Source organism: Maricaulis sp. MIT060901, from assembly GCF_047123815.1.
Classification (GTDB): Bacteria; Pseudomonadota; Alphaproteobacteria; order Caulobacterales; family Maricaulaceae; genus Maricaulis.
The window spans coordinates 2,010,956-2,035,996 of the sequence record NZ_CP138920.1; the positions used below are offsets into that span (position 1 = coordinate 2,010,956).

Below are 25,041 nucleotides of genomic sequence, written 5' to 3' on the forward strand. Positions count from 1 at the left end.
ATGACCTCGATGCCGAAACCGAAAATCTCCAAACACCTGCCAACCAACGCGCTGGGCCTGACAATCCGCAATTATGAGGGCGTGATGTCGACGCTTTGCGCGGGCTGTGGCCATGACTCTGTCACCGCGGCCCTGGTCCAGGCCTTCTGGGAGCTGAACCTGGCCCCGGAAAGCGCCGCCAAGGTGTCCGGCATTGGTTGTTCGTCCAAAACGACGGCCTATTTCATGGGGCAGTCGCACGGTATCAACTGTGTCCACGGCCGCATGCCGTCGGTGGCGACAGGCGCAAACGCTGTGAACGGCGACCTGCACTATATCGGTATCTCCGGAGACGGTGACTCGCTGTCTATCGGTTTTGGTCAATTCGCCCATGCCATCCGTCGCAATCTCAACATGCTCTACATGATCGAGAACAACGGTGTTTATGGCCTGACCAAGGGGCAGTTCTCGGCCTCGGCGGATATTGGTACCAAGTCGAAAAAGGGGCTCGCCAACGAGCAGACTCCGATCGATCCGTGTGTCCAGGCGCTGACCCTGGGCGCGGGTTTTGTGGCGCGCAGTTTTTCCGGCGACAAGTCCCAGCTGGTTCCGCTGATCAAGGCGGCGCTGATGCACAAGGGCTTCGCGGTCATCGACGTGATCTCGCCGTGTGTGACCTTCAATGACCACGCTGGCTCGACCAAGAGTTATGCCCATACGTACAAGTATTATCATCCGCTCGTGCATACGGATTTCGTAGCGCAGGCTGACGAGATCACCGGCGCTCCCGATGAGGGCGGCCTGCTGAGCGTGACCTTGCATGACGGCGGCGTTCTGCGCCTGCGCCAGACAGAGAGCGATTATGATCCGCGTGATCGTGCCCAGGCCATTGAGACACTGATGACACCGTCCGATTCGGGCGAGATCCGTACGGGTCTCCTCTATCTCAACGAGGATATGGGTGACATGCACGCGTCCAACAGCCTGCCGGCTCGTCCGCTCAATACCATCCCGCAGGATGTGCTCTGCCCTGGCAGCGAAGCTCTGGCCAAGCTGCAGGCGCGTTACCGCTAGTCTGGGGTATAACTGGTGATGATGAGGCCGCCATCGTGTTCGCCGCGATGGGCCTCATAGTCAGCCTCGGTGGTTTGCGTCAGCGTGGCGTAGACATACCAGGAGCCCGTACCATCCCGCATGGGCGAATAGACCACCTGCCAGAATTGCGGCGGATTGCCCGCGTCCTTCCAGCTGCCGATGGCGCTTTCAATGCGTCCGGATGAGAAGCCGCGGTCGATGAGGGCGTTGATATGATGGCTCAGCTCGTCACCCGCAGTCATGTCTGCCAGCTCGCGCACTGAACCCAGATGGTCGCGCATCGGATCGCTGACCGTTTCCAATGCCAGGTCATCATTGTCCGTGTTCAGCAGGAAACAATGATAGGGACTATGCTCGATCGAGGCGACAAAGTCGTCGAAAGTGCTGCGCGTGTTCGGGTTTTTACGCAGTTTATCAATAGCTTCAATGATATCAGCTGTGGGCTCGGACAAGCCCGCCTCGATGCGCGAGATCGTGGTCTGGCTGGTGCCGACCATCTGCGCGAACGCGCCCTGTTTCAGGCGTAGTCTCTGTCTAAGCGACCGAACGGTCCGGGCCCAATCCATATTCCGACTTCAAAACACTCACTTTGCGGAGGTCAGAAGTCTTACGGCCCTAGGAAAAGTCCGGGCACTCATAGAATATGAATACCCAGACTATTTCATTGACTTGAATTAATTTATGCGAATTCGCCTCAGAAGAGTCCGACGACCTGGCCGTTGTCATCGAGCCCGATCTGTTCCGCCGCGGGATGGCGAGGCAGGCCCGGCATGGTCATGATCGCTCCGCAGATAACGACGATGAAGCCGGCGCCCGCTGACAGTCGGACCTCCCGGACGGGGACCGAGTGATTGGAGGGCGCGCCGCGAAGGTTCGGGTCTGTCGAGAAACTGTACTGTGTCTTGGCCATGCAGACAGGCAAGTGCCCGAAACCGGCCTCTTCCCATTCGCGCAACTGGTCCCGGATCTTCTTGTCAGCCAGCACTTCGTCAGCACGATAGATGGTCTTGGCGACTGTCTCGATCTTTTCGAACAGGCTCAGATCATCACCATAGATCGGAGCGAACTGGGCGACACCGCCTTCGATGATCTCGACCATACGATTGGCCAGGTTCTCAGTGCCTGCCGAGCCATCGGCCCAGTGGCGGCAAAGAATGGCTTCGCTACCCATGGACGCGGCGTATTCCTCGACAAGTGCGACTTCGGCGTCGGTATCGGAGGAGAAATGGTTGATCGCGACCACGGCCGGTACACCGTATTTGCGGACATTCTCGATGTGACGGCCGAGATTGGCGCATCCCTTCTTCAGGGCTTCGAGGTTCTCTTCATTAAGGTCAGCCTTGGCGACACCGCCATTGGACTTGAGTGCGCGGATGGTCGCGACGATGACGACGGCCTTGGGTGACAACCCGGCCTTGCGACACTTGATGTCGAAAAATTTCTCCGCGCCCAGGTCCGCGCCAAAGCCCGCTTCAGTGACGACATAATCGGCCAGTTTCAACGCCGTCTTGGTGGCGATGACCGAGTTGCAGCCGTGGGCGATGTTCGCGAACGGACCACCATGGATGAAGGCCGGATTGTTCTCGAGTGTTTGTACCAGGTTCGGCTGCAGAGCGGTTTTCAGCAGGACTGTCATCGCACCATCTGCCTGGACGTCGCGGCAGGTCACTACCGTCTTGTCGCGGCGGTAGCCGATGATGATATTGCCGAGGCGTCGTTGCAGGTCTTCCAGGTCCTCCGCCAGGCAGAGGATAGCCATGATCTCCGAAGCCACCGTGATGTCGAAACCGGACTGGCCCGGGAAACCGTTGGCCACGCCGCCCAGTGAAGCGATAATCTCGCGCAGGGCACGGTCATTCATGTCCAGCACGCGGCGCCAGACCACGCGGCGCTGGTCGATCTCCAGCGCATTGCCCCAGTAGATATGATTGTCGATCATCGCGGAGAGCAGATTGTGCGCCGAAGTGATCGCGTGAAAATCGCCGGTGAAGTGGAGATTGATATCTTCCATCGGCACGACCTGGGCATGTCCCCCGCCCGCAGCGCCGCCCTTCATGCCGAAACATGGTCCCAGGGAGGGTTCGCGGATACAGATGGTCGCGCGTTTTCCAATCCGGTTCAGCGCATCGCCCAGCCCCACTGTGGTGGTCGTCTTGCCCTCACCGGCGGGCGTCGGATTGACCGCCGTCACCAGGATAAGATTGCCATCTTCGCCGCCATTCAGCGATTTGATGTAGTCCGCCGTCAGCTTGGCCTTGTCATTGCCGTACTGGGCCAGCGCCGTGGACGGGATGCCGAGCTTCTCCGCGACGTCCGTGATCGGCAGCATGTTGGCCGCACGGGCGATATCGATATCACTGTTCAACGTCTTCTCTCCCCCTCGAAGGATATGGTCAGGCGAGCCGAGCCGCAGCCTTGCGGACGACCGGCAGCAAACTGTCTGGATGATCGGTGAGGACCGCCTGCAATTGCTCGCGCATGCGCGGTTCCCAGAAACTCTTGATGTGCTGTTCCACGCCCTCGATCGCCTCCTCCTCGGAATAGGGTTCGAAGAAGCCGGCGATCTGGTTGGCCATGGTGATGAGGCGGTTCTGGTCCATCGGGCCTAGACTCCCAATCGCACGACGCGGCCGCCTGGGCCACGTGTGAGGATTTGCAGATTGATGGCATCGGCCAGCTGCAGCGCCAGCGATGTGGGGGCGGACAGGGTGACCAGTGCTGAAGCGCCCGTCGCGGCGGTCTTGTAGACCAGCTCGTAACTGCACCGGCTGGACATCAGCACGAAGCCGGGCGCCTCGATCCGGCCCGCCGCTGCGAGCAGTCCGATCAGCTTGTCCAGTGCATTGTGACGACCGACATCCTCGCGCACAAACTCGATCACTCCGACCGGCGAACACCAGGCCGCGGCATGGACGCTGTGAGTCTGCTGGTTAAGCGTCTGCCGGTCAGAAATGTTGTTGAAGGCGCGTTCGATCGCGGCGTCGCTGATGTTGAGCGCGCGCCTCTGGCCGGGGCCCGGTGCATGCAACTCCGCCAGGCTTTCGATGCCACACAGGCCACAGCCTGTATGACCGTCGAGGGTGCGCCGGGTTAGGCGGTCACCATTGATGGCCTTCGCCGCGATCCGGATGTCGACCGTGGTACCTTCGGCATAGGTCATGATCTCGATCGCGTCCGGTCGGGCGTCTGCGTTCAGGACGCCTTCCGAGACCGCCAGACCGAAAGCCAGATCTTCCAGGTCACCGGGACTGGCCATCATCACGGTCCAGGCGCGCCCGTTAAAGCCGATCTCGACCGGGTGTTCCGTGGCAATAGCCCAGTGGCTTCCCTCCGCATCCGTGGACGCGATGGCGACATCGAGCGAGGCTTGCGGCAGGTTCAATCCGGTCACTCCGCAGCGGGCACGATATCGATGCGGGCGCGGCGGCGATCGCGTTCGGCCTGCCAGTCCGATGGCATGTTGGATGGGGCGACCTGTACAGCCGTGACCTTGTATTCAGGGCAGTTCGTCGCCCAGTCGGATAACTCGGTTGTCACCACGTTCGCTCCGGATTCCGGGTGGTGGAACGTCGTATACACCACGCCTGGCGGCATGCGATCCGAGAGGACGGCACGGACGGTGATCGCGCCCTTGCGGCTGGACAGGGAAACCATGTCACCTTCGGTGAGGCCGCGAGCGTCTGCATCGGACGGGTGGATCTCCAGCACATCCTCGTCATGCCAGCGCGAGTTCTCGGTGCGGCGGGTCTGGGCGCCGACATTGTACTGGCTGAGAATGCGGCCGGTCGTCAAAAGCAGCGGGAAGGCACGTGTGGTGCGTTCCTCGGTCGGGATGAACTGGGTCAGCATGAACTGGCCCTTGCCCCGCACAAACCCGTCGACATGCATGGTCGGCGTGCCGTTGGGCGCTGCATCGTTACATGGCCATTGCACCGAGCCCTCGCGATCGAGGCGGTCGAAACTGACGCCCGCAAAAGTCGGTGTCAGCGCCGCAATCTCATTCATGATGTCCGCCGATTTCTGATAGCGCATGGGATAACCCAGCGCCTCGGCGAGGCGGCAGACCGTCTCCCATTCCGATAGGCCCTGTTTTTCCGGGAAGGCCGGGCGCACGCGGTTGATGCGGCGTTCGGCATTGATGAAGGTGCCGTCCTTCTCCAGGAAAGACGTGCCCGGTAGGAAGACATGCGCAAAGGCGGCAGTTTCGTTCAGGAAAAGGTCCTGGACGACCACACAGTCCATGGAGCGCAGGGCCGCGATGACATTCTGGGTGTCCGGATCCGACTGGGCGAGGTCTTCGCCCTGGATGAACATGCCCTTGAAACTGCCATCCAGCGCTGCGGAAAACATGTTGGGTATGCGCAGACCCGGCTCGTCGCTGAGCGACTTGCCCCAGCTGGTCTCGAACAGGGCGCGGGTATCGATATCGGAGACGTGGCGATAGCCGGGGAACTCGTGCGGGAAAGACCCCATGTCGCAGGAGCCCTGGACATTGTTCTGGCCCCGAAGCGGGTTCACGCCGACGCCCTCACGACCGATATTGCCCGTCGCCATGGCCAGGTTCGCCATGCCCATCACCATGGACGATCCTTGCGAGTGTTCGGTTACGCCCAGCCCGTAATAGATCGCGGCATTGCCACCCGTGGCATAGAGACGCGCAGCCTGGCGGATTGTTTCCGCGGGCACACCGCTGACCGCCTCAACAGCTTCCGGGCTGTTCTGTTCCTGCGCGATGAAGGCTGCCCAGCGGTCAAAGCTCTCGGCCTCGCAACGCTCGGCAACAAACGCCCTGTCGACCAGGCCCTCGGTGACAATGACGTGGGCCAGGGCGTTGATGATGGCGACATTCGTGCCCGGTCGTAGTTGCAGGTGATGGTCAGCCTGGATGTGCGGAGAGCGGACAAGGTCCGTCGCCCGCGGGTCAGCGACGATCAGGCGGGCGCCAGCACGCAGCCGCTGTTTCATGCGCGAGGCAAAGACCGGGTGGGCATCGGTCGGATTGGCGCCGATGACCAGGATGACATCTGCCTGTTCCACGGATTTGAAGTTCTGTGTTCCTGCAGAGGTGCCGAACGTCGTCTTCAGGCCGTAGCCGGTCGGCGAGTGGCAGACCCGGGCGCAGGTGTCGACATTATTGTTGCCAAAGGCCGCGCGGACCATTTTCTGGACGACATAGACTTCTTCATTCGTACAGCGCGATGAGGTGACTGCGCCGATCGAGCTGCGGCCGTTCTCTGTCTGGATGGCCTTGAAGCGGTCCGCGGCGAAGCCGATGGCCTCGTCCCAGCTGACTTCGCGCCAGGGCTGGCTGATATCCTCGCGGATCATCGGCGACATCACCCGGTCGGGATGGCTGGCATAACCCCACGCAAATCTTCCCTTCACGCAGGAATGGCCCTCATTGGCACCGCCGGACGTGTCCGGTGTCATGCGCACAACTTCATCGCCCTGCAGTTCGGCGATGAAGGAACAACCAACCCCGCAATAGGCGCAGGTCGTGGCAACCTCGCGGCGTGGCTGTCCATGTTCGACGACGCTTTTCTCCATCAGCGTGGCGGTCGGACAGGCCTGGACACAGGCGCCGCAGGACACGCACTCACTGTCGAAGAAACCCTCATCGAGCCCGGCGGAAACCTTGGATTCGAAACCCCGCCCGTCAATGGTCAGGGCCAGCGTGCCCTGGATCTCGTCACAGGCGCGAACGCAGCGCGAGCAAACGATGCATTTGGAGCCATCGAACTGGAAATAGGGATTGGAGGCGTCGACGCCTTCGGCCAGGTGGTTTTCGCCCTCGAAACCGTAACGCACTTCGCGCAGGCCCACTTCGCCGGCGGTGTCCTGGAGTTCGCAATCACCATTGGCGGAACAGGTCAGGCAGTCGAGCGGGTGGTCGGAGATGTAGAGTTCCATCACGCCACGGCGCAGGGCTTCCAGGCGAGGTGTCTGGGTCTGGACCTTCATGCCCTCGGACACCGGTGTGGTGCAGGAGGCGGGGGTTCCCTTGCGTCCCTCGATCTCGACCAGGCACATACGGCAGGAGCCAAATGCTTCCAACCGGTCTGTGGCACAGAGTTTTGGGATGCGTGCTTCCACCTCGGAGGCGGCGCGCATGATGGATGTGCCTTCCGGTACGGTGACCGTCTGGCCGTCAATTTCCAGGCTGACGCGGGTCTCGCTTGTGCGGGCCGGCGTGCCGAAATCATTCTCGCGGCGGCTTCCCATCGCTTTAGTCTACCATGTCTTTGAGTTTCGCGTCCGAGGATGTGAAATCCTCTCGGAAATGGCGAAGCGCGCTCATCACCGGCATCTGGGTCAGGCCGCCCATGGCGCACAGTGATCCGTCCGTCATGATGGTGCACAGGTCTTCCACCAGTTCCAGATTGGCCTCGACATTCTCGCCGTCGCGGATCTTGCTGATCGTCTCGGCGCCTCGCATTGAGCCGATACGGCATGGCGTACACTTGCCACAGCTTTCCTCGGCACAGAATTCCATCGCGAATTCGGCCTGTCTGGCCATGTCGACCGTGTCGTCAAAGACGACGATGCCGCCATGCCCCAGCATCGCGCCAGCCGCGGCGAAGGCTTCGTAATCCATTGGCAAATCGAGACCGTCCGCAGGGATGTAGGCGCCCAGGGGGCCTCCGACCTGGACGGCCTTCAGCGGGCGGCCGCTCAGCGTGCCACCGCCAAAATCCTCGATCAGTTCACGCAGGGAAATGCCGAAATCGGCTTCCAGCATGCCGCCCCGGCGAATATTGCCCGCAAGTTGATAAGCCTGGGTGCCGCGCGAGCGTTCATGGCCGATCTCGGCATAGGCTTCGCCGCCATGCTCCAGGATCCACGGTACGCTGGCCAGCGTCAGGACATTGTTGACGATGGTCGGCTTTCCGAACAGGCCTGAAAGAGCCGGGATGGGCGGTTTGACCCGGACCTGACCGCGCTTGCCTTCCAGGCTCTCCAGCATGGCGCTTTCCTCGCCGCAGACATAGGAGCCGGCGCCGCGACGAACCTCGAGTTCAAATGCCTTCCCGGAGCCGAGAATATCCGCCCCCAGCCAGCCGCGCCCTTCCCAGGACGCGATCGCAGCCTTCAGCGTTGCAATGGCGTGCGGATATTCCGAGCGGCAATAGATGAAGCCCTTTGTGGCACCCACAGCGAGGCCGGCGATGATCATGCCGGCGATCAGCTGGCCGGGATCGCCTTCCATCAACATGCGATCGGCAAAGGTGCCGCTATCGCCCTCATCAGCGTTACAGCAGATGTATTTCTGGTCAGCCTGGGCTTCCGATGCGGTTTTCCACTTGATGCCGGCTGGAAAACCGGCGCCGCCGCGGCCACGTAGTCCGGAGCGAGTCACAGTCTCGACGATGTCCGCTGCGCTCTTGGCAAGCGCGGCGCGCAGGCCGTCCAGCCCGCCACTGGCCTCGAAGGCGTCCAGGTTCAGCGGGTCGATGACGCCGCAACGCTCAAAGATCACACGGCGCTGGATCTTCATCCAGGGCAGGTCCTCGACCTTGCCGACACAAGTCGCATCATCCAGCGGGAAGCCCGTCTCGGCCAGACGTTTTGCATCCATGACGGAGAGGGGACCAAAGCCGATCCGGCCCTCCGGTGTGTCGACTTCCAGAAGGGGCTCCAGCCATAACATGCCGCGAGACCCGGTCCGCACCAGCTGGTCCTGGGGCAGGGCCGCGGCAACGCCGTCGGCGCCGACGGAGAGGGCGGCGGCGTCCCTGGAGAGAAAGAGGCGGGTCGCATCAGCCATCGGCCAACTCCGCTTCCAGCAGCTCGGCGCTGGCGCGGCCGATCAGGCGCTTCCCGATCATCGCGGCCGGGCCCAGGGCACAATTGCCCAGGCAATAGATGGTCTCGCTTGCGATGCCCCTGGCCGACAGGCGCCGGGCCAGCTCTTCGCTGCCCACAGCCTGGCAGGCTTCGGCACGACAGAGTTTGAGTTTCGGCTTGTCGGTGTCGCGGGTGAAATCGCCATAGAAACTGCGAACGCCGTGGATGTCGGCGCGGGATATGTTCAGGTCCTGCGCAATCCGGCGCGCGGCCTCGTCACTGACGCAGCCGAAATGTTCCTGTGTGTCGTGCAGGATTTCCAGCAATGCAGCGGGATCATGATTGTGATGTGCGCAGATCTTCGCAACCACATCGATATCGTGCGGCACGCAGCTCTCCCCGGGAATTATTATTCGTTGCAGGGAGTTTAGCGCTCGTCGCGCCATTTGAAACTGTTTTGTTGACGCACGCGTCAGCCTATAGTCCGCCGCGACGGACTGTTCCCGCATGGACTGTCGCCCTCGCGGCAAGTGTCACACAAGTTTCAAAATCGCCCTGTTCATCTCGCGCAAACAGTGCCAAACAGAAACCAGCTTCCCAAAAATCGCGATTTACGTTATAAAATATAACTCAGAGCGTTACTGCATTCTTCGAAGGGCGGAAGAGTTGCATGTCAGCAATTGAGATTTCGCAGGAACTTCCCGAGCTGCACTGGCCGTCAGTGATCCGGCACTACCGGCATTCGACGGGGCTTAACCAGGGTCAGCTGGCGGATCGTCTCGCCGTGACCCAGACCATGGTTTCGCGATGGGAAGCTGCCGATGCCCGCCCCAGTCCTCGCATCCAGGAATTATTGTTCGATCTTTACTGGGCCGAAAGCGCGACGATTTCGCGTGATGTCTGGGAGCAGCGTGTCGCCCAGAACCCGGCCATTATCTGTGTCGCTGACGGGACCGGACGCATGGCTGTCGCTTCGCGCGGGCTGGCCCGGTTGATGGGGTCGACATCCGAAGAATTGTCGGGCCGCATGATGAAGCACCACTTCCGTGGCGAGATTTTTGACCTTTTTGCAACCTTTGGGCGTGCAGGCTTTTTCGAAGGTCAGGTGGCCAGCGCGGAGAGCGTGGACCTGTTCGAATACCGGCACGGTTCCGGGGAATGGAAACAGGTCTATCTGCACGGGCTGCACCGTCCGGTCCTGATGCCGGGGCCGCGTGTCCTGTGCATGATGTCCGGCGCTGTCGTGAATGAAAGCGTCTATCGCGATGTGAGAGAGCGGCTGGGTGGGCCGGTGGTTGTGCGAAAGGCACTTTGAGGAATGAGCACAGAGACAAACCGGTCCAGTAAACCGGCGCATCTGAGCTGGGGTGAAATTCTCAAACAATACCGTTTTACCAACAATATGAAGCAGATGGCTCTGGCCGATGATCTCGGGGTCACACAGGCGATGGTCTCACGCTGGGAGGCAGACCTGGTCGAGCCGGGTCGGGAAATGCAGGAACGCATCCTCACCCTAGTGTCACCCGAGGAATTATCGGCGCCGATGATCGGCTGGCGGTCCTACATGGCGGAAACCCCGGCCATTGCCGGCGTGGTGTCCAGCTCCGGCATTCTGGAAACGATCAGTGTCGGCATGGAACGCGAAACCGGTCTGAAGCGCATCGACTGCGAAGGCGAGGAGCTTTCTCGGAGCTTCTCGGAAGGACTGCCGCAACTTTTTTTGCGTCTAAAATCAATCGGATTCTTTGACGAACGCGTCGAAACCGTTGAAAGTGTGGACAAGTATGTACTCTGCGACGGGCCTCGAAAGGGTGAAACGCTGTTTGTGCATTCGATGAACTGGTGGCGACGGGGTGAAGACCTCCAGCCGCGCTGGGTGTTCAGCGGAGCGCAGGTCGGCGAGGACGAGTTCGAGGACCTCCAGAAGGAGTTTGGAAGCCAGATTCGTACAACGCCCATAGCTTAGGGCCTGCGGGGGGAACCGTGGCACAAGATTTAAATCTGCCTGTTGCATCCGGAAAAGTGAATTGGCCGTCCATCATCCGGAATTTCCGGATGTCCAAACGTCTGAAGCAGGCCGCTCTGGCTGCCGATCTCGGCGTTACCCAGGCGATGGTTTCGCGCTGGGAGAACGGAGAATCCGATCCACCCGAGCGCGTGAAGCGCCGCATGGCAGAACTTGTTCAAGACGCTTTTGTCGTGGCTCCGGCCCCGACCTGGATGGACCTGGTTACGCTTAATCCGGCCATCGAATTCGTCACCGACTCCCTGGGTATGTTCAAGGCGATCTCGCAAGGTGCAGTCGATATGTTCGGTGTCACTCGCGAGGAGATCGAGGGGCGTCAGGTCTCACAATTTCTGGGCGGCGAGTTTGTCGGCGCCATGGATAATTTGCGTGATAGCGGCATGTTCCAGAACAATCTCGCCTTTGCCCAGAGCATGGGCAGTGTCGAGATCAATGTTGCTTCGGGCATGAAGACGGTTCTGTGTGACTTTATCCACTGGCCGCGCATCTCCGAGGCGCGCACCGTCTATTGCGTGCACTCAGGTGCCGTGATCGACGAGGCAGCCTATTCCCAGCGCCTAGAAAGCCGAAATGGCGAACGTTTTGCGACGCGCAAGACGTTCTAGACAGACAGCTTCCACCCGGTATGAGATACAATAAAGGCGGCCTGAGGGGGCCGCCTTTTTCGTGCAGATGTCTCGCTGCCTAATCGGCGCGCTGGGCGTCGCGGAGTGCCCGGAACTCATTACCTTCATACCAGTTCGGCCAGTCCTGCGAATTCGCGAGACGGTTGCCGACATTGTAGAAGAGCTGGGCGTCTTCGAGCATGCCTTCCATGTTCCAGTCTTCAGAATACTCATCGCCCGGTGCGTGATAGCGATTGGCGCGGTAGTCGGCGCCAAAGGCCTCGCCGGCCTCGCGGCCACCCTCGCGCAGGTCGAAGCCACCGTCTGCATACAGCATCGGCACACCCTGCTTGGCCAGGGAGATGTGGTCGGAGCGGTAGAAATAGCCCGCCTCCGGGTTCGGGTCCGGGACAATATAGCGGTCCTGGTCGGCGGCTTCCTCGGTCAGGATATCTTCCAGCTCGGACGCGCCGTGACCAACAACGACCACGTCACGTGACCGACCGGTTGGCAGGATGGCATCGATGTTGATTCCGCCGACGGTCTGGGAGAGTGGCTCGATCGGATTGACGCCGTAATAAGCAGAACCCAGCAGGCCGGATTCCTCGGCAGTGACAGCCAGGATCATGACAGAGCGTTGCGGTGGATTGGCAGCAAATGCCTCGCCGATCTCCAGGATGGCAGACGTGCCGGTCGCATTATCGACAGCGCCGTTGAAGATACCGTCCTCACCGACACCAAAACGAATACCCAGATGGTCCCAGTGCGCGGTGTAGATGACAAACTCATCCGGACGCTCGGTGCCGCGGACAACACCGGCGACATTGCGGCTGTCCATGGTGCGGGTGGTGTTGCGCAGGGTGCCGGACGCAGTCAGGCCTGTCATTTCAACGGCTTCAAAACCCGGCTGTGCCGCAGCTGCGGTGAGTGCATCGAAATCCAGTCCGGACAGTTCGAACAGCTGGCGTGCGCCTTCCTCGGTGATCCAGCTTTCAACGCCAGCAAATGTGCCTTCACCCGGTTCACGGGCCAGATCCAGCTGGCCACCGGTCCAGGATCCGGAGACGACATTCCAGCCATAGGAGGCCGGGGCGGTCTGGTGGATGACGATGACGCCGTCGGCGCCCTGGCGGGCCGCTTCCTCGAATTTGTACGTCCAGCGGCCGTAATAAGTCATCGCATTGCCGTTGAAGAGTCCGCTTTCCGGATCGCCATAACCCGGATCATTGACCAGCATGACGACTGTCTTGCCGCGCGCGTCGACGCCTTCATAGTCGTTCCAGCCATATTCCGGAGCGACAACGCCATAACCGACAAAGACCAGTTCGGTGTTCTCGATGGCGACTTCGTCATCGGCGCGCTTGGTCCAGTAAACCAGGTCGTCCGGCATTGAAAAACCGAGGCTCTCGCCATTATGGGCGATGTCGAAGCTGGAATTGGCGGTATCCAGCGTGACCTCCAGCAGGGAAACCGGCTGGAAATAGCTGTCGCCATTGCCTGGTTCCAGGCCAATGCGTTGCATCTCGTCGGCGATCCACTGGCTGGCTGCGATGCCGCCGGAGGTCGCCGGAGCGCGTCCTTCGAACTCGTCGCTGGCCAGGGTGGCGATGCGATGGCGCAGGTCAGCTTCCGTGATCTCGGTGGATGTGATGGATGCGGAGTTGGTGTTTTCCGCGGCGTTATCCTCGTGGGCGGCGTCCTCCTCGCCGGCCTGAGTGCAGCCAGCAAGCAGCAAGCTGCTCGCGGCAAAGGCAAAAATCGCGTGTTTCATCAAATGTTCCCCTTGGCGATTGAGGCTGTAGCAGCCAATCTGCCGCACATCCTGCATTCGCAGGCCGGGGACGCAAGCACCTGTTGGCACCGCTTTGACGGAATTGGCATTTGACCATACCTGAATGGTCATTCATGTTTGCGTCCGCATCGTATCGCAACGGAAACATCCGGTGATGCACTCGAGGGGAGAATTAATGTCCGAAGAAACCAAGTCCGAATCGGTCGATACGGAGCCCAAGATCAGCAGCGGTTATCGCGGTGTTGTCATGCTGATGCTGTTCCTTGTTTACGCGTTCAATTTTCTGGACCGGCAGATCATCTCGATCCTGGCTATTCCGATCCAGGAAGAGCTTTCTCTTACGGATGAACAGCTTGGCTTGTTGGGCGGTATCGCCTTCGCGCTGCTGTACTCGACGCTGGGTGTGCCAATTGCCTGGTTTGCTGATCGCCTCGACCGAACCTGGATCATGACGATTTCCCTGACCGTCTGGAGTGGTTTCACGGCTCTCAGCGGTTTCGCGCAAAACTTCATGCATCTCTTCCTGGCGCGTGTCGGTGTCGGCGTTGGTGAGGCCGGAGGTGTGGCTCCTGCCTATACGATCATCGCCGATTATCATCCTCCGGAAAAACGATCGCGCGCTTTGGCTATCTATTCTCTTGGCATCCCCGTGGGCAGTGCGTTTGGCGTGATCGCGGGTTCTCAGATTGCCGGTGGTGCCATTTCGGATGCACTGGACTGGCGCTCCGCTTTCATCATTGTTGGCCTGGCAGGCGTCTTTCTCGCGCCGGTCTTCAAATTCCTGGTCAAGGAGCCCAAGCGTGGCCAGTTCGACGGCGGCAAGACAGTGGACTCTTCGCCTGTCCAGACGGTAGGGGCCTACAGCGCCGACAAGGTGCGCATCCTGTCCATGGCGGGTGCAGTCTTGTTTGCCTTGCCGAGCCTGCTTTCGCTGTTCAACGCGCTCGTCTTTGGCGCCGAGCCGATCCAGTCACCGCTGGTTCTGGTGGCTGGCGCCCTTGTTGGGGCGGTGACCGGCTGGCTGGCCGGAAGCTGGGTTGGCAAGACCACACAAGTGGTCCCGCTGTGCCTTGGAGTTGGTGTTCTGATGTTGCTGCCGGGCCTGGTGACCTGGAGTATTCCAGCCTTCGGCGGAGCCGGGTTTGGCCCGGCTGCGCTCGCATGGTTGGCAGGGCGTTTTATCGCCGGCCTGCTGATCGGTGCGTTCTTCTTTGCCTTCCGTGATTTCATGGAACTTGTGATCAAGAAGTGGAGCTTCTGGCTGATGGTCTTCGGCGCGTCTTCCTCGTCCATGATGGGGTATGGCGTCTTCTTCTGGATCCCGTCCTTCTTTGCGCGCAGTTTCGAACTGAGCCTGATAGAAACCGGCTGGGTCTTCGGCGGTATTCTCTTTGTAGCTGGCAGTCTCGGCATCTTCCTGGGCGGTGTAATGGGTGACTTCCTGGGCAAGAGCAAACGCTCCGCCTACGCGACCATTCCGGCGCTCGCCTTCCTGGTCAGCGCTCCTTTGTACTGGGCAGGCATCATGTCGCCGTCACCGATGTTGTCCGTGATGATCCTGTTCATCCCGACCGCTCTGGGCCTCGCCTGGCTGGGGCCGGTCATCTCAGCGTTCCAGCACCTCGTGCCCCCGCACATGCGTACCAGTGCATCCTCTGTCTTCCTGCTGATCAACAACCTGCTCGGGATTGGCGGTGGCGTTTACGTTCTGGGCCGTGTCTCAACGGTTCTGCAACCGACTTTCGGCGATGGTTCGCTGCGGGTATCGATTGCTATCGGCGCAACGCTTTACCTGGTCGCGGCGGGTTTCATGTTCTGGGCGTCGCGTTATCTGGAGCGCGATTGGGAAGCTGAATAGGGGCAGAGCCGGATGAGTTTCACCGAGCATTATTTCCAGACCGAGGACGGTCCGAAAATTCACTATCGCGATTATCCGGCTGTCGGCGAGGAACGGGGATTGCCCGTGCTCTGCCTGCATGGGCTGACGCGCAATGTGAATGACTTTGCCGAGCTGGCGCCACAGATCGCGGCGCTGGGGCGGCGGGTGATCGTGGCGTCCCAGCGGGGGCGCGGAAAATCGGACTGGGATCCCCGGCCAGAGCGGTATCAGCCGCCGATTTATACGATGGATATGGCGGCCTTGCTCGAAAATCTCGGCATTGCGCGTGCTGTTTACGTCGGCACGTCGATGGGCGGGCTGATGTCGCTGATCACGCCGACCCTGGCGCCGGGCAAGCTGGCCGCGGCGGTGATCAATGATATCGGTGTCGAGATCAATCCCGGTGGTATCGAGCGCATCAAGTCCAACGTTTCCGCACGCGGTGCGGTGAAAACCTGGGACGAGGCGATTGACCGGACGATTGCGTCCAACCTGGACGCCTTTCCCAAACGCAAAGGCGACAGGGAGTTCTGGGACTGGTTTGCCCGCAAGCTCTGGATCGAGGTCGAGGGCGGGTTTGATCTCTCTTATGACCAGGCCATCGTCGAGAAGTTCGACGAGGGCGGGGAACTGCCGGATCTCTGGCCGTTCTGGGAGCCTTTCAAGGCGCTTCCGGTGCTCGTTGTACGGGGTGGAAACACCGATCTTCTGACCATCGAGACCGTTGACAGGATGCGCTCGAAAAAGCCGGGCATGGCCTATACGGAAGTGCCTGATGTTGGCCATGCGCCCTTCATGACAGAGCCAGAGGCCTGGTCCGCAATCACAGACTTTCTGGAACAGGTGGACTAGCGCGCAAGAATTGGCTTGCCCCGAAGAGCTTCCAGCCTAATTCTCTCGCCATAATTTTCGAGGGAGGATGTCGATGGCCTGGAAGGCAAGATTACTCGTGGGCTCGGCGCTGATCGGTCTGGTCGCTGGCGCTGGATTTGCGCAGGATGCACCAATTGTTCAACCGGGGGCTCCGGGGGAGGCCAATCGCCAGCTGAGTGCCGAGGAAGCGGTTGAGATCGCAGCCAATCGGTACTCCGATGATGATGTGCGCTTCATGCAGGGCATGATCCTGCATCATTTCCAGGCGGTGCAGATGGCCGCCCTCGTCGGCGACCGGACCAGCACCCAGTCACTGGTTGATATCGCCAGCCGCATCGATATCTCGCAGGAAGACGAAATTGCCTTCATGCAGTCCTGGCTGCGTGAACGCAGCGAGGACGCGCCGGATCCGGCCAATGACCCGCATGCCATGCATCATGGCGGGCATCACAACATGTCAGGCATGGCCAGTCCGGCCCAGATGGCGGCGCTTGAAGCTGCCAGCGGAACCGCGTTCGACCGGATGTTCCTGGAGCTAATGATCGTCCATCATGATGGCGCCGTGGACATGGTTGACCATCTGCTGTCTCAGCGCGGTTCGGCCTATGACCCCGTGCTGTTTGATTTTGTCAATGATGTGCGCGGTGAGCAGCGTGCCGAGATCCGCCGCATGAATACGATCCTCTCCGGCCTGTCGGAGGACCCGCGCAATGGACTGGCAGCTGGTTTCCGGGACGCAGAGGAAGCGATTTCCAACCTGACCCACCTGGCGAGCCTGCCCAAACCGACCGGATTCTTTGATGTTGAGAACCCGGCGGGCCTGCCACCGGAGATTCCGACCGATGCCACTGACGCGGATATCGAGCGCCGCTTCGGTGATCGTGCGCCGTTCCTCAGCTTCTCCAACACGGATATGGCGTTTGCCGGTAATCTGATGGCGGCTGGTAATTATCACGGCATCAATCTCTACGACATTTCCGGGGACGAGCCGCGTCTGCTCAGCTCGCTGGTGTGTCCGGGTGGTCAGGGCGATGTCTCCATCGTCGGCGATCTGATGATCATGTCGGTTCAAGACACGCGTGGTCGTATTGATTGTGGGCGCCAGGGCATTGTCGAAGAGGTCAGCTCGGAACGGTTCCGCGGTATCCGCATTTTCGATATCTCTGATCCTGTCGCACCTCGCCAGGTCGGTCTTGTGCAGACTTGCCGGGGCTCGCACACCCATTCGGTGGTGTCTGCCGATGACGAAACCATCATTGTCTACAATTCCGGCACCAGCTCGATCCGTCCGGAAGAAGAGCTTGCCGGCTGTGTGGCCGGTTTGCCGGGGGATGATGAGACGGCGCTGTTCAGCATCGATGTCATCGAGATCCCTGTCGCCAATCCGGCGGCGTCGCGCATTGTCGACAGCCCGCGTGTGTTCGCGGATGACGAGAGCGGGCGCATTGCCGGTTTGTGGGCAGGCGGTGACCATGGTGACGGTACCCAGTCCACGCGCCGCACCGATCAGTGCCATGACATCACGGTTTTCCCGTCGCTGAACCTGGCGGCTGGTGCCTGTTCGGGCAATGGCATCATTCTCGACATCACCGACCCGCGTGCTCCTCAGCGTATCGACGCTGTTGTGGACCAGGGGTTTGCCTACTGGCACTCCGCGACGTTTAACAATGATGGCACCAAGGTCCTATTCACCGATGAGTGGGGTGGCGGTGGCCGCCCGCGTTGCCGTGCCCAGGATCCAAGCGACTGGGGTGCAAACGCCATCTTCGATATCGAGAATGGTCGCCTGGAGTTCGCGAGCTATTTCAAGATTCCCTCGGCCCAGACCGAGCAGGAAAACTGTGTGGCGCACAACGGCTCCGTCATTCCCGTGCCGGGGCGCGATATCTTCGTCCAGTCCTGGTACCAGGGTGGCATTTCCGTCATCGACTTCACCGACTCCGAAAACCCGTTCGAGATCGCCTATTTCGACCGCGGTCCGATTGATCCCGACGTGATGATCAGCGGCGGATACTGGTCGTCCTACTGGTATGACGGACGTATCTACGGCACCGAGATTGCGCGCGGCCTCGACGTTTTCGCGCTTTCGGCCAGCGAATTCCTCACGGATAACGAAATCGCTGCTGCCGGCCTCGCCAATCAGGGTGAGATCTTCAATCCGCAGCAGCAATTCCCGGTCAGCTGGCCAGAGCATCCGGTGGTCGGACTGGCCTATGTCGATCAGCTGGCTCGCGACGAGGTCCTGGCAGCTGACGCGGCGGCAAGCCTGTCTGAGGCCCTGCAACAGGCCGCCTCCACACTGGAAGCTGGTGAAGAGAACCGGTCGTTGGCATCCGATCTGCGTCGCATGTCTCGCGACCTGCCACGGGCCGAGCGCGGCAGCCAGTCGGCCAGCCGTCTGAGTGCGCTGGAAGATGTGATTGATGGTGTCTATCGCGCGCTGCGCTAGACGGTCTGTCACCAAGAAGGAAAGCCGCTGCCCGGAGGGTGGCGGCTTTTCTGCATTCTAGCCCAGGGCGGACCTGATGAGGTCGGCATTTGGTTTTTCGTTCCAGAACAGACGGCTGCCGCCGTCACCGCTGATGTCTACGGCGCAGGTATTACCCGTCTTGACCTTCACGTCCGCGTCCGGCCCGGTGAGCGCGTTGTACATGTAGCGCAGGATGCCGTTGGAGGTGATGACGACCGTCAGGCCATCCAGCTCGGCCGCAGCCGCCATGGAGGCGAGCGCATTGCTGCGCAGCGTATCCTCGCTGGGGGACCAGTCCGCGCCGGGCGGGCGTCGGTGGTGGAGATCCCATTCCTCGCGAGCCTTAGCACCGAATTCGGCAATGATTTCGTCACAGGACTTGCCGCCCCAGGAGCCGTAATCGATCTCGCGCAGGCGTTCGTCGATCCGGACCTCGCCGTCAAACCCGGTCAGTTCGGAGACGATTTCGGCGGCGCGGCGGGTGCGCTTGAGCGGACCGCAAATGATGTGCGCGGGCGTCAGGCCGGCATCGCGCAGGGCCTCGCCCAGAGCGGCGGCCTGTTGCTCGCCCTTTTCCACCAGCGGCAGGTCTTCCTTCGCGCCGACCCAGACGACCTTGTCGCCGGGACCGAATGTATTGCCGTGGCGGGCCAGCAGGATCTTGCTCATCACACGAGCTCCCCTTCGCGCTTGATAATGTCCTCGACGCGTGTCGCGTCCTCGGGGCTGTCGACAGACCAGGCCGAGCGGCCGCGATAATCGGTCAGCACGACCTGGATCGGAATGCCGTTTTCCATCGCACGAAGCTGTTCGAGGCTTTCGGTCAGTTCCAGCGGTGTGGGTTCGAGATCGACCAGTTGTTGCAGCGTGTCGCGGCGATAGCCGTAAAGGCCGATATGCTGATAGACCGGCGCGCCCGTTTCCGGCTTGCGGCGGAAGGGGATGACATTCTTGGAGAAATACATCGCGCGCAGGGTCTTGTCGAAAACCACCGTTGTGCCACTGGCCGAGCCATTGGCCTTGTCGACGCGCATGCGCGCTTCGGTGTCGGCAGGCAAGGCGACCGCGGGCGTGGCCATCGGCATGTCCGGATTGTCGCGCAGAGTGGTGGCCACATCGCCGATCACCCAGGGTGGGATCAGCGGGGCATCGCCCTGGACATTGATGATGATCTCCGCATCGCTCTCGAGGCGGTTCAGCGCATCGAGTGCGCGCTCGGTGCCGTTGCGGCAATTCTCGTCCGTCATTACCGCCTCACCGCCGGCCGCCTGGACGGCGTCAACGATGCGCTGGTCATCCGTCGCCACCACGACACGGTCCACGCCGTCAGCCGCCGCCGCGATGCGCCAGACACGCTCGACCATCATCTGACCGGCAATTTTCGCGAGCGGTTTGCCGGGGAAACGGGTGGAGCCGTAACGGGCAGGAATAACAGCAAGAACGGACATGGAGATCTCCTTCGCCTTCGGCTTGTTCCACATCCGCGGGCCGATTTCCACTCCCCGCGGCAATGCTGCCATGCTCGCGCGCGCAGGTTCAGGGTCTGGACATGTCCAGTGGCGCCCCCTAAGGCCTTGAGCTGGTTTTATTGCAAGCGCGAAAAGGTAAGCAAATGCGCCACTTCCTGACGACAGCCGATTGGTCCCGTTCCGAACTTCAGGGCCTGCTCGACCGAGCAGCCGCCTTCAAGTCCGGTGCGGTCAGCCGATCGCTCGAAGGGAAGTCCATCGCGCTCTTGTTTTTCAACCCGTCACTGCGAACCCGATCAAGCTTTGATATCGGGGCTCATCAGCTGGGCGGTCACGCCATTGTTCTGGACGCCAAGGGGGCGACCTGGCCGCTGGAGTTTTCTGACGGCACCGTCATGGATGGTTCCGAGGAGGAGCATGTCCGTGAGGCTGCGCGGGTCCTGTCGAGTTATGTCGACCTGATCGCCATTCGCTGTTTCCCGGAGTTCAAGGACTGGGGCGCGGAGCGTGAGGACCCGATGATCTCGGCCTTTGCCCAGCACGCCACGGTGCCGGTGATCAACATGGAAACGATTGTGCACCCCTGCCAGGAACTGGCCCTGATGCTGGCTCTGCAGGACCGTCTCGGATCAGTCGAGGGCAAGGAGTTCCTGCTGACCTGGGTGCCGCACCCCAAGCCGCTGAACACGGCGGTGGCCAATTCCGCCCTGTTGATTGCATCCAAATTCGGAATGAATGTCCGCATGCTGGTGCCGGACGAGGCCTATCGCCTGGACGAGCGCTACATGTCCGCCGCCGAGAGATTCTGCGGAGATGCAGGTGCTAATCTGACCCTCACAACCGATGTTGAGGCTGCCTACACCGGCGCGGATGTCGTTTATGCCAAGAGCTGGGGCGCCTTGCCGTTCTACGGCAACTGGGATGACGAGGCGCCGCTGCGGGCCAAGGGTGCGGACTTCATGATCACGCCGGAAAAGATGGCGATGACCAATAACGGTGTTGTCAGCCACTGCCTGCCCATGCGCCGCAATGTGAAGATCGCCGATGCCGTGGTCGACAGCCCGGCTTTCCTGGGTATCGAGGAAGCGGGAAATCGCCTGCACGTGCAAAAGGCCATCATGGAAACCCTGGCCAAACAGGGAGGGTCGTGATGAGCGAGAATTTTTCCGAGGTTCGCCAGACGATCGTCCAACTGCTTTCCCACATGCGGGACGGCAAGGAAATCCGTGAATATCTGAGCCGTTTCTCCGGCCTGGAACAGGAACGTTTCGCCGTCATCAAGGTCGGCGGTGCAGTGATCCGGGATGATCTGGAAGCGCTTTCAGCCTCCCTGGCCTTCCTGCAATCGGTCGGCCTCTCGCCCATTGTCGTGCACGGCGGTGGCCCGCAGCTGGACGAGGCGCTGGAGACGGCAGGCATCGAAACCGAGCGTGTGGATGGTCTGCGCGTGACCCGTGAGCAGGCGGTTCCCGTCATCCGCGAGACACTGACCCGCGCCAACTTGGCCATTGTTGACGGCGTACGCGCGGCGGGCGGCCAGGCGGCGGCTATTCCCGGTGGTGTGTTCGAGGCGCGCATGATTGACGAGGCCCGGCTGGGTCGGGTCGGTGAACCGACGGACATACGTCTCGACCTGGTCGCGGCGGCCGCCCGTGCCGGCCAGGCGCCGATACTGGCCTGTCTGGGTGAGACGCCGGATGGCAAGCTGGTCAATATCAACGCGGACAGCGCCGTGCGGGCACTGGTGGAGGCGCTGCAGCCTTACAAGGTAGTTTTCCTGACCGGGACCGGTGGTTTGCTGGATGCGGAGGGCGAGATCATTTCCTCCATCAACCTGGCGACCGACTACCAGGAGATTGTCGCGGCCGACTGGGTGTCGGGGGGCATGCAGCTCAAGATCGACGAGATCAAGCGCCTGCTGGAAACCCTGCCGCTGTCCAGCTCGGTGTCGATCACCAAGCCCAGGGCGCTGGCGAGTGAGCTCTTCACTCACGCCGGGGCCGGTACACTGGTGCGTCGTGGTGAGCGGATCTTTGCCCTGGATGACAAGACCGCGCTGGACATGGCCCGGCTGGAGGGGCTGGTTGCCCGCGCCTTTGGCCGTCCGACCGTGCCCGGCTATTGGGACGGGCTGGCGCTGGATCATGCCCTGGTCACGGAGAATTATCGCGCTGCCGCCCTGACGACCCGGCTGGCCGGGTCCATCTATCTGGACAAGTTCGCCGTGCTGGACGAGGCTCGTGGCGAGGGGTTGGGCCGTGCGGTCTGGCAGCGTCTGATCGAGTATGCGCCAGAGCTGGTCTGGCGTTCGCGCACGGATAATCCGGTCAATGGGTTCTATTTCGACCAGTGTTCGGGCGCTGTTCGCCAGGATGAGTGGACGGTGTTCTGGCGTGGTGAGAAATCAATGGCCGATCTGCAACCGGTATTGGAACAGGCCTTTTCACTGCCGGCAACGCTGGAGAGTGCGTCATGACGGTACGTGTCGGACTGGTTGGTGCCCGTGGTCATACCGGCCGTGAGCTCCTGCGCCTGATCGCAGGTCGTGACGATATGGAGCTCGTCTTCGCAAGCTCCCGCGAGTTCGCCGGCAAGCCGGTCGCGGATATGGCTCCGGAAGTAAGCAATGGTCTTGGTTTCGAGGCTCTGAGCCCAGCGGATGTCGCCTCGCGTGAGGTGGATGCCGTGATCCTGGCCTTGCCCAACGGGGCCGCTGCCGGATTTGTGAAGGCCATCGATGACGCAGGGCGAGACCCGGTCATTGTCGATCTCTCAGCGGACTATCGGTTCGACGACAGCTGGGTCTACGGCATGCCGGAAGTTTATGGGCGGGAGACCCTGGCCTCGGCGCGTCGTATTTCCAACCCGGGCTGTTATGCGACGGCAGGCCAGATGGCGATCGCACCGGTGCGCGAGCGTCTTGGTGCGCCGGCTCACGTTTTTGGCGTATCGGGCTATTCCGGTGCAGGCACGACGCCGTCACGCAAGAATGACCTGGCGGCGCTGAGAGATAATCTCATGCCCTATGCCCTTGCCGGGCATATCCATGAGCGAGAAATGAGTCGGCATCTCGGTGTCGAGGTCCAGTTCACGCCTCATGTCGCGGCCTTCTTTCGCGGTATCGTGGCGACCGTGCATCTGGGATTTGCCGAGGCGATTACCGGCGAGGAATTACGCCGTGCCTTCGCGGATTTCTATGCAGGTGAGGCACTGGTCGAGCTGGCTGATGGTATCCCGGAAGTTATCGATGGTGCGGGCAAACCCGGCATCACGATCGGTGGTTTCCAGCTGGCCGATGATGGGCGACGTGCCGTCATCGTGTCCACGCTGGACAATCTGCTCAAGGGCGCCGCGGTCCAGGCAATGCAGAACCTCACCCTTGCCGTTGGCTTGCCGGAGGAGCGGGGCTAGCGCGGGCGATTCATGTAAGCCACATCGTAGCTCGCCCACAGCTCGAGAAGCTCGCTTGTGCGTTCCACACGCTGATGCCCCGAGGCCCGCCATAACGTGAAATCGCGCGTTTTGTTGCCGTCGAGCGCGATCGAGATATCGCCGATTTGCTCGATCCGGGCGAAATCGCCCTGGAACATCGGCTCTTGCCAGCTGCGTTGCGAGACAATGAGGATATCACCGGTAAACTGCTCTGGCAGCGGCCAGCCCTGTTCAGCGTGATTGGTCGCGCCTGGAAAGCGCAGCCACATCTTCACGGTGTCTTCCGGTTGGTTTCCGTATCTCTGCACCTGGTGGAACACATTCCGGTTATCGAAGACAATGTACGTGTAGTCATCGGCTTGTGCTGCTTGGGAAATTCGGTCTGCGGTCTCCTGCCAGGCGCGGACACCCTTGGTGGAGTTGCTGAGTCCTGCGGCAACAGTCCAGGACGGAACACTCGCAATGACCATCAGTGCGATCATGCTGACGGAATGGGCGGCTATCGACCCCCAGAGCACAGAGCGCCGCCATCGAGGGCCTTGCAACAGGAAGAAGACCACCAGCAGGCTGCCGGCAAGGTAGGCGGACACGGCCCAGTTGGCATGTGCCCGGGAGATGAAGGCCTGAACGGATACGGTCAACAGAGGTGGCAGGATGAAGAGACTGAGGAGCAGGGCGTCGGGGTGAACCGATTTGCGCTGGCGCAGGGTGCGATACAGCACGCCGATCAGGATCACGAAGAGGGCTGGGCCGAAGACGCCAAGTTGACCAGACAGGAAGTCAAAAAGCTCTGCCGGGTGGAAGAGGTTGCCGCCCCAATTTGCGTTGGCCGCGGTGTGAGAGACCGTGGCGAAGTCGTGGGCAGCGTTCCAGAGCAGGTTGGGCAGCAGTATCAGGGTGCCAAGCACCGCGGCTACGACACCCTTCAGGGACAGAAGCGCTCGCCGCGCAGGCGCGTCCAGGACAAGCGACAGGCCTGTTCCCACGACAAAATAGATCATGGCGTATTTGGCGAGCATACCCAGCCCGATCGCGACGCCCAGTCCGACCGCATGACCCCAGCTGGCCTTCGTGCGCAGTGCGACTAGACAATAAAACGCCGCTGCCCAGGCCGCCATCATGGGGGTGTCAGTAGACATGACGGCGTTGGACATCCAGACCGCTGGAATGGTTGTGAAGGTCAGAGCGACCCAGAACCCCGTGCGCGCATTCCAAAGACGGCGTGCTGCCAGGAAGAGGAAACTCAGCGTGGCGATATTGAGGAGGGGCGCAGGCAGCCGGACTGCAAAGTCTGTGTCGCCGAACAGGCTGGTGCTGACGGCAATCAACCAGGCAATCATCGGCGGTTTCGAGTAATAGCCCCAGTCAAACTCGCGTGACCAAACCCAGTATTGCGTTTCGTCTGCGTAGAGTTCCAGTGGATTGAATGCCAGGGCGAGAATTCGCAGCGCGGCGGAGACGAGGATCAGGATCGCGGTGAACTGTGTCCAACGTGATTCTTCGGTTGGCGACTCGATGGGCGACATGTTCAGGATGGTCCAGCTGAATAGTGTATCATTTTCGCCGCAGCCTAGGCGGTTTCGATGCGATGTCCAGATTCAAGAAACTGTCACATAATTATCACCGGCGCATGGCC

21 protein-coding genes and 1 pseudogene are annotated in these 25,041 nt (G+C 61.0%); 11 read left to right on the plus strand and 11 right to left on the minus strand.

Going from position 1 to position 25,041, the window contains the following annotated elements:
- On the plus strand, positions 1 to 1,053 hold the full coding sequence (locus tag SIC17_RS09945) for a 2-oxoacid:ferredoxin oxidoreductase subunit beta (protein WP_412545250.1): 1,053 nt from the start codon (positions 1 to 3) through the stop codon (positions 1,051 to 1,053).
- On the opposite strand, the gene SIC17_RS09950 is transcribed toward SIC17_RS09945, so the two are convergent.
- The 7 genes from SIC17_RS09950 to SIC17_RS09980 form a co-directional block, all read right to left on the minus strand.
- Positions 1,050 to 1,640, minus strand: coding sequence for a helix-turn-helix domain-containing protein (locus SIC17_RS09950; RefSeq protein ID WP_291891422.1), 591 nt, complete (start codon positions 1,638 to 1,640; stop codon positions 1,050 to 1,052). The genes SIC17_RS09945 and SIC17_RS09950 overlap by 4 nt on opposite strands.
- Positions 1,641 to 1,768: 128 nt before the next feature.
- Entirely contained in the window at positions 1,769 to 3,403 is a 1,635-nt protein-coding gene (locus SIC17_RS09955; protein WP_412546920.1) for a formate--tetrahydrofolate ligase, read from the minus strand.
- Between the two features lie 64 nt (positions 3,404 to 3,467).
- Positions 3,468 to 3,674 carry a formate dehydrogenase subunit delta gene (locus tag SIC17_RS09960; RefSeq protein WP_291891424.1) on the minus strand — a complete coding sequence of 69 codons (207 nt, stop codon included), beginning with the start codon at positions 3,672 to 3,674 and terminating at the stop codon, positions 3,468 to 3,470.
- A 5-nt stretch (positions 3,675 to 3,679) separates the two neighbouring features.
- On the minus strand, positions 3,680 to 4,465 hold the full coding sequence (gene fdhD, locus SIC17_RS09965) for a formate dehydrogenase accessory sulfurtransferase FdhD (protein WP_412545251.1): 786 nt from the start codon (positions 4,463 to 4,465) through the stop codon (positions 3,680 to 3,682).
- Positions 4,462 to 7,296: a formate dehydrogenase subunit alpha gene (fdhF, locus tag SIC17_RS09970; RefSeq protein WP_412545252.1), complete on the minus strand. Its 2,835-nt coding sequence runs from the start codon at positions 7,294 to 7,296 to the stop codon at positions 4,462 to 4,464. The genes fdhD and fdhF overlap by 4 nt, the downstream gene beginning before the upstream one ends.
- Positions 7,297 to 7,300: 4 nt before the next feature.
- The gene (locus tag SIC17_RS09975) at positions 7,301 to 8,839 is read right to left on the minus strand and encodes an NADH-ubiquinone oxidoreductase-F iron-sulfur binding region domain-containing protein (protein WP_412545253.1); all 1,539 of its coding nucleotides are present in this window, start codon (positions 8,837 to 8,839) and stop codon (positions 7,301 to 7,303) included.
- Positions 8,832 to 9,248, minus strand: a complete 417-nt coding sequence (locus SIC17_RS09980; RefSeq protein ID WP_412545254.1) for an NAD(P)H-dependent oxidoreductase subunit E — start codon at positions 9,246 to 9,248, stop codon at positions 8,832 to 8,834. The genes SIC17_RS09975 and SIC17_RS09980 overlap by 8 nt, the downstream gene beginning before the upstream one ends.
- A 281-nt stretch (positions 9,249 to 9,529) precedes the next feature.
- Here SIC17_RS09980 and SIC17_RS09985 point away from each other — a divergent pair, with 281 nt between their 5' ends.
- From SIC17_RS09985 to SIC17_RS09995, 3 genes are all read left to right on the plus strand, one after another.
- Positions 9,530 to 10,174, plus strand: coding sequence for a helix-turn-helix domain-containing protein (locus SIC17_RS09985; RefSeq protein WP_412545255.1), 645 nt, complete (start codon positions 9,530 to 9,532; stop codon positions 10,172 to 10,174).
- Between the two features lie 3 nt (positions 10,175 to 10,177).
- Complete coding sequence (locus SIC17_RS09990; RefSeq protein ID WP_412545256.1) at positions 10,178 to 10,825, plus strand: helix-turn-helix domain-containing protein; 648 nt, start codon at positions 10,178 to 10,180, stop codon at positions 10,823 to 10,825.
- An 89-nt stretch (positions 10,826 to 10,914) separates the two neighbouring features.
- Positions 10,915 to 11,490, plus strand: a complete 576-nt coding sequence (locus tag SIC17_RS09995) for a helix-turn-helix domain-containing protein (protein WP_412545257.1) — start codon at positions 10,915 to 10,917, stop codon at positions 11,488 to 11,490.
- A gap of 79 nt (positions 11,491 to 11,569) precedes the next feature.
- Here the strand turns inward: SIC17_RS09995 and SIC17_RS10000 are convergent, their stop codons facing one another.
- Positions 11,570 to 13,261: a M28 family metallopeptidase gene (locus tag SIC17_RS10000; RefSeq protein WP_412545258.1), complete on the minus strand. Its 1,692-nt coding sequence runs from the start codon at positions 13,259 to 13,261 to the stop codon at positions 11,570 to 11,572.
- 196 nt (positions 13,262 to 13,457) lie between these two features.
- Here SIC17_RS10000 and SIC17_RS10005 point away from each other — a divergent pair.
- The 4 genes and pseudogenes from SIC17_RS10005 to SIC17_RS10020 all read left to right on the plus strand — a co-directional run.
- Positions 13,458 to 14,096, plus strand: a pseudogene (locus SIC17_RS10005) (MFS transporter); the annotation flags it as partial.
- Positions 14,097 to 14,576: 480 nt separating this feature from the next.
- Complete coding sequence (locus tag SIC17_RS10010) at positions 14,577 to 15,140, plus strand: MFS transporter (protein ID WP_412546921.1); 564 nt, start codon at positions 14,577 to 14,579, stop codon at positions 15,138 to 15,140.
- Between the two features lie 12 nt (positions 15,141 to 15,152).
- Complete coding sequence (locus SIC17_RS10015; RefSeq protein ID WP_412545259.1) at positions 15,153 to 16,013, plus strand: alpha/beta fold hydrolase; 861 nt, start codon at positions 15,153 to 15,155, stop codon at positions 16,011 to 16,013.
- A gap of 73 nt (positions 16,014 to 16,086) precedes the next feature.
- The gene (locus SIC17_RS10020; RefSeq protein WP_412545260.1) at positions 16,087 to 18,483 is read left to right on the plus strand and encodes a DUF305 domain-containing protein; all 2,397 of its coding nucleotides are present in this window, start codon (positions 16,087 to 16,089) and stop codon (positions 18,481 to 18,483) included.
- A 57-nt stretch (positions 18,484 to 18,540) separates the two neighbouring features.
- Here the strand turns inward: SIC17_RS10020 and SIC17_RS10025 are convergent, their stop codons facing one another.
- Together SIC17_RS10025 and kdsB are read right to left on the minus strand one after the other, a co-directional pair.
- Positions 18,541 to 19,173, minus strand: a complete 633-nt coding sequence (locus tag SIC17_RS10025; protein WP_291891435.1) for a histidine phosphatase family protein — start codon at positions 19,171 to 19,173, stop codon at positions 18,541 to 18,543.
- Entirely contained in the window at positions 19,173 to 19,952 is a 780-nt protein-coding gene (kdsB, locus tag SIC17_RS10030; protein WP_412545261.1) for a 3-deoxy-manno-octulosonate cytidylyltransferase, read from the minus strand. Before kdsB ends, SIC17_RS10025 begins: the two co-directional genes overlap by 1 nt.
- Before the next feature lie 164 nt (positions 19,953 to 20,116).
- Here kdsB and SIC17_RS10035 point away from each other — a divergent pair, with 164 nt between their 5' ends.
- Genes SIC17_RS10035 through argC form a run of 3 tightly spaced genes read left to right on the plus strand, consistent with a single transcriptional unit; the run spans position 20,117 to position 23,384 of the window.
- A complete protein-coding gene (locus SIC17_RS10035; RefSeq protein WP_291891437.1) occupies positions 20,117 to 21,124 on the plus strand; it encodes an N-acetylornithine carbamoyltransferase in 1,008 nt (335 codons plus the stop codon).
- The gene (locus SIC17_RS10040) at positions 21,124 to 22,449 is read left to right on the plus strand and encodes an acetylglutamate kinase (protein ID WP_291891438.1); all 1,326 of its coding nucleotides are present in this window, start codon (positions 21,124 to 21,126) and stop codon (positions 22,447 to 22,449) included. The genes SIC17_RS10035 and SIC17_RS10040 overlap by 1 nt, the downstream gene beginning before the upstream one ends.
- Entirely contained in the window at positions 22,446 to 23,384 is a 939-nt protein-coding gene (argC, locus tag SIC17_RS10045) for an N-acetyl-gamma-glutamyl-phosphate reductase (protein WP_412545262.1), read from the plus strand. The genes SIC17_RS10040 and argC overlap by 4 nt, the downstream gene beginning before the upstream one ends.
- On the opposite strand, the gene SIC17_RS10050 is transcribed toward argC, so the two are convergent.
- Positions 23,381 to 24,931, minus strand: coding sequence for an ArnT family glycosyltransferase (locus SIC17_RS10050; protein ID WP_412545263.1), 1,551 nt, complete (start codon positions 24,929 to 24,931; stop codon positions 23,381 to 23,383). The genes argC and SIC17_RS10050 overlap by 4 nt on opposite strands.
- Positions 24,932 to 25,041 lie beyond the last annotated feature (110 nt).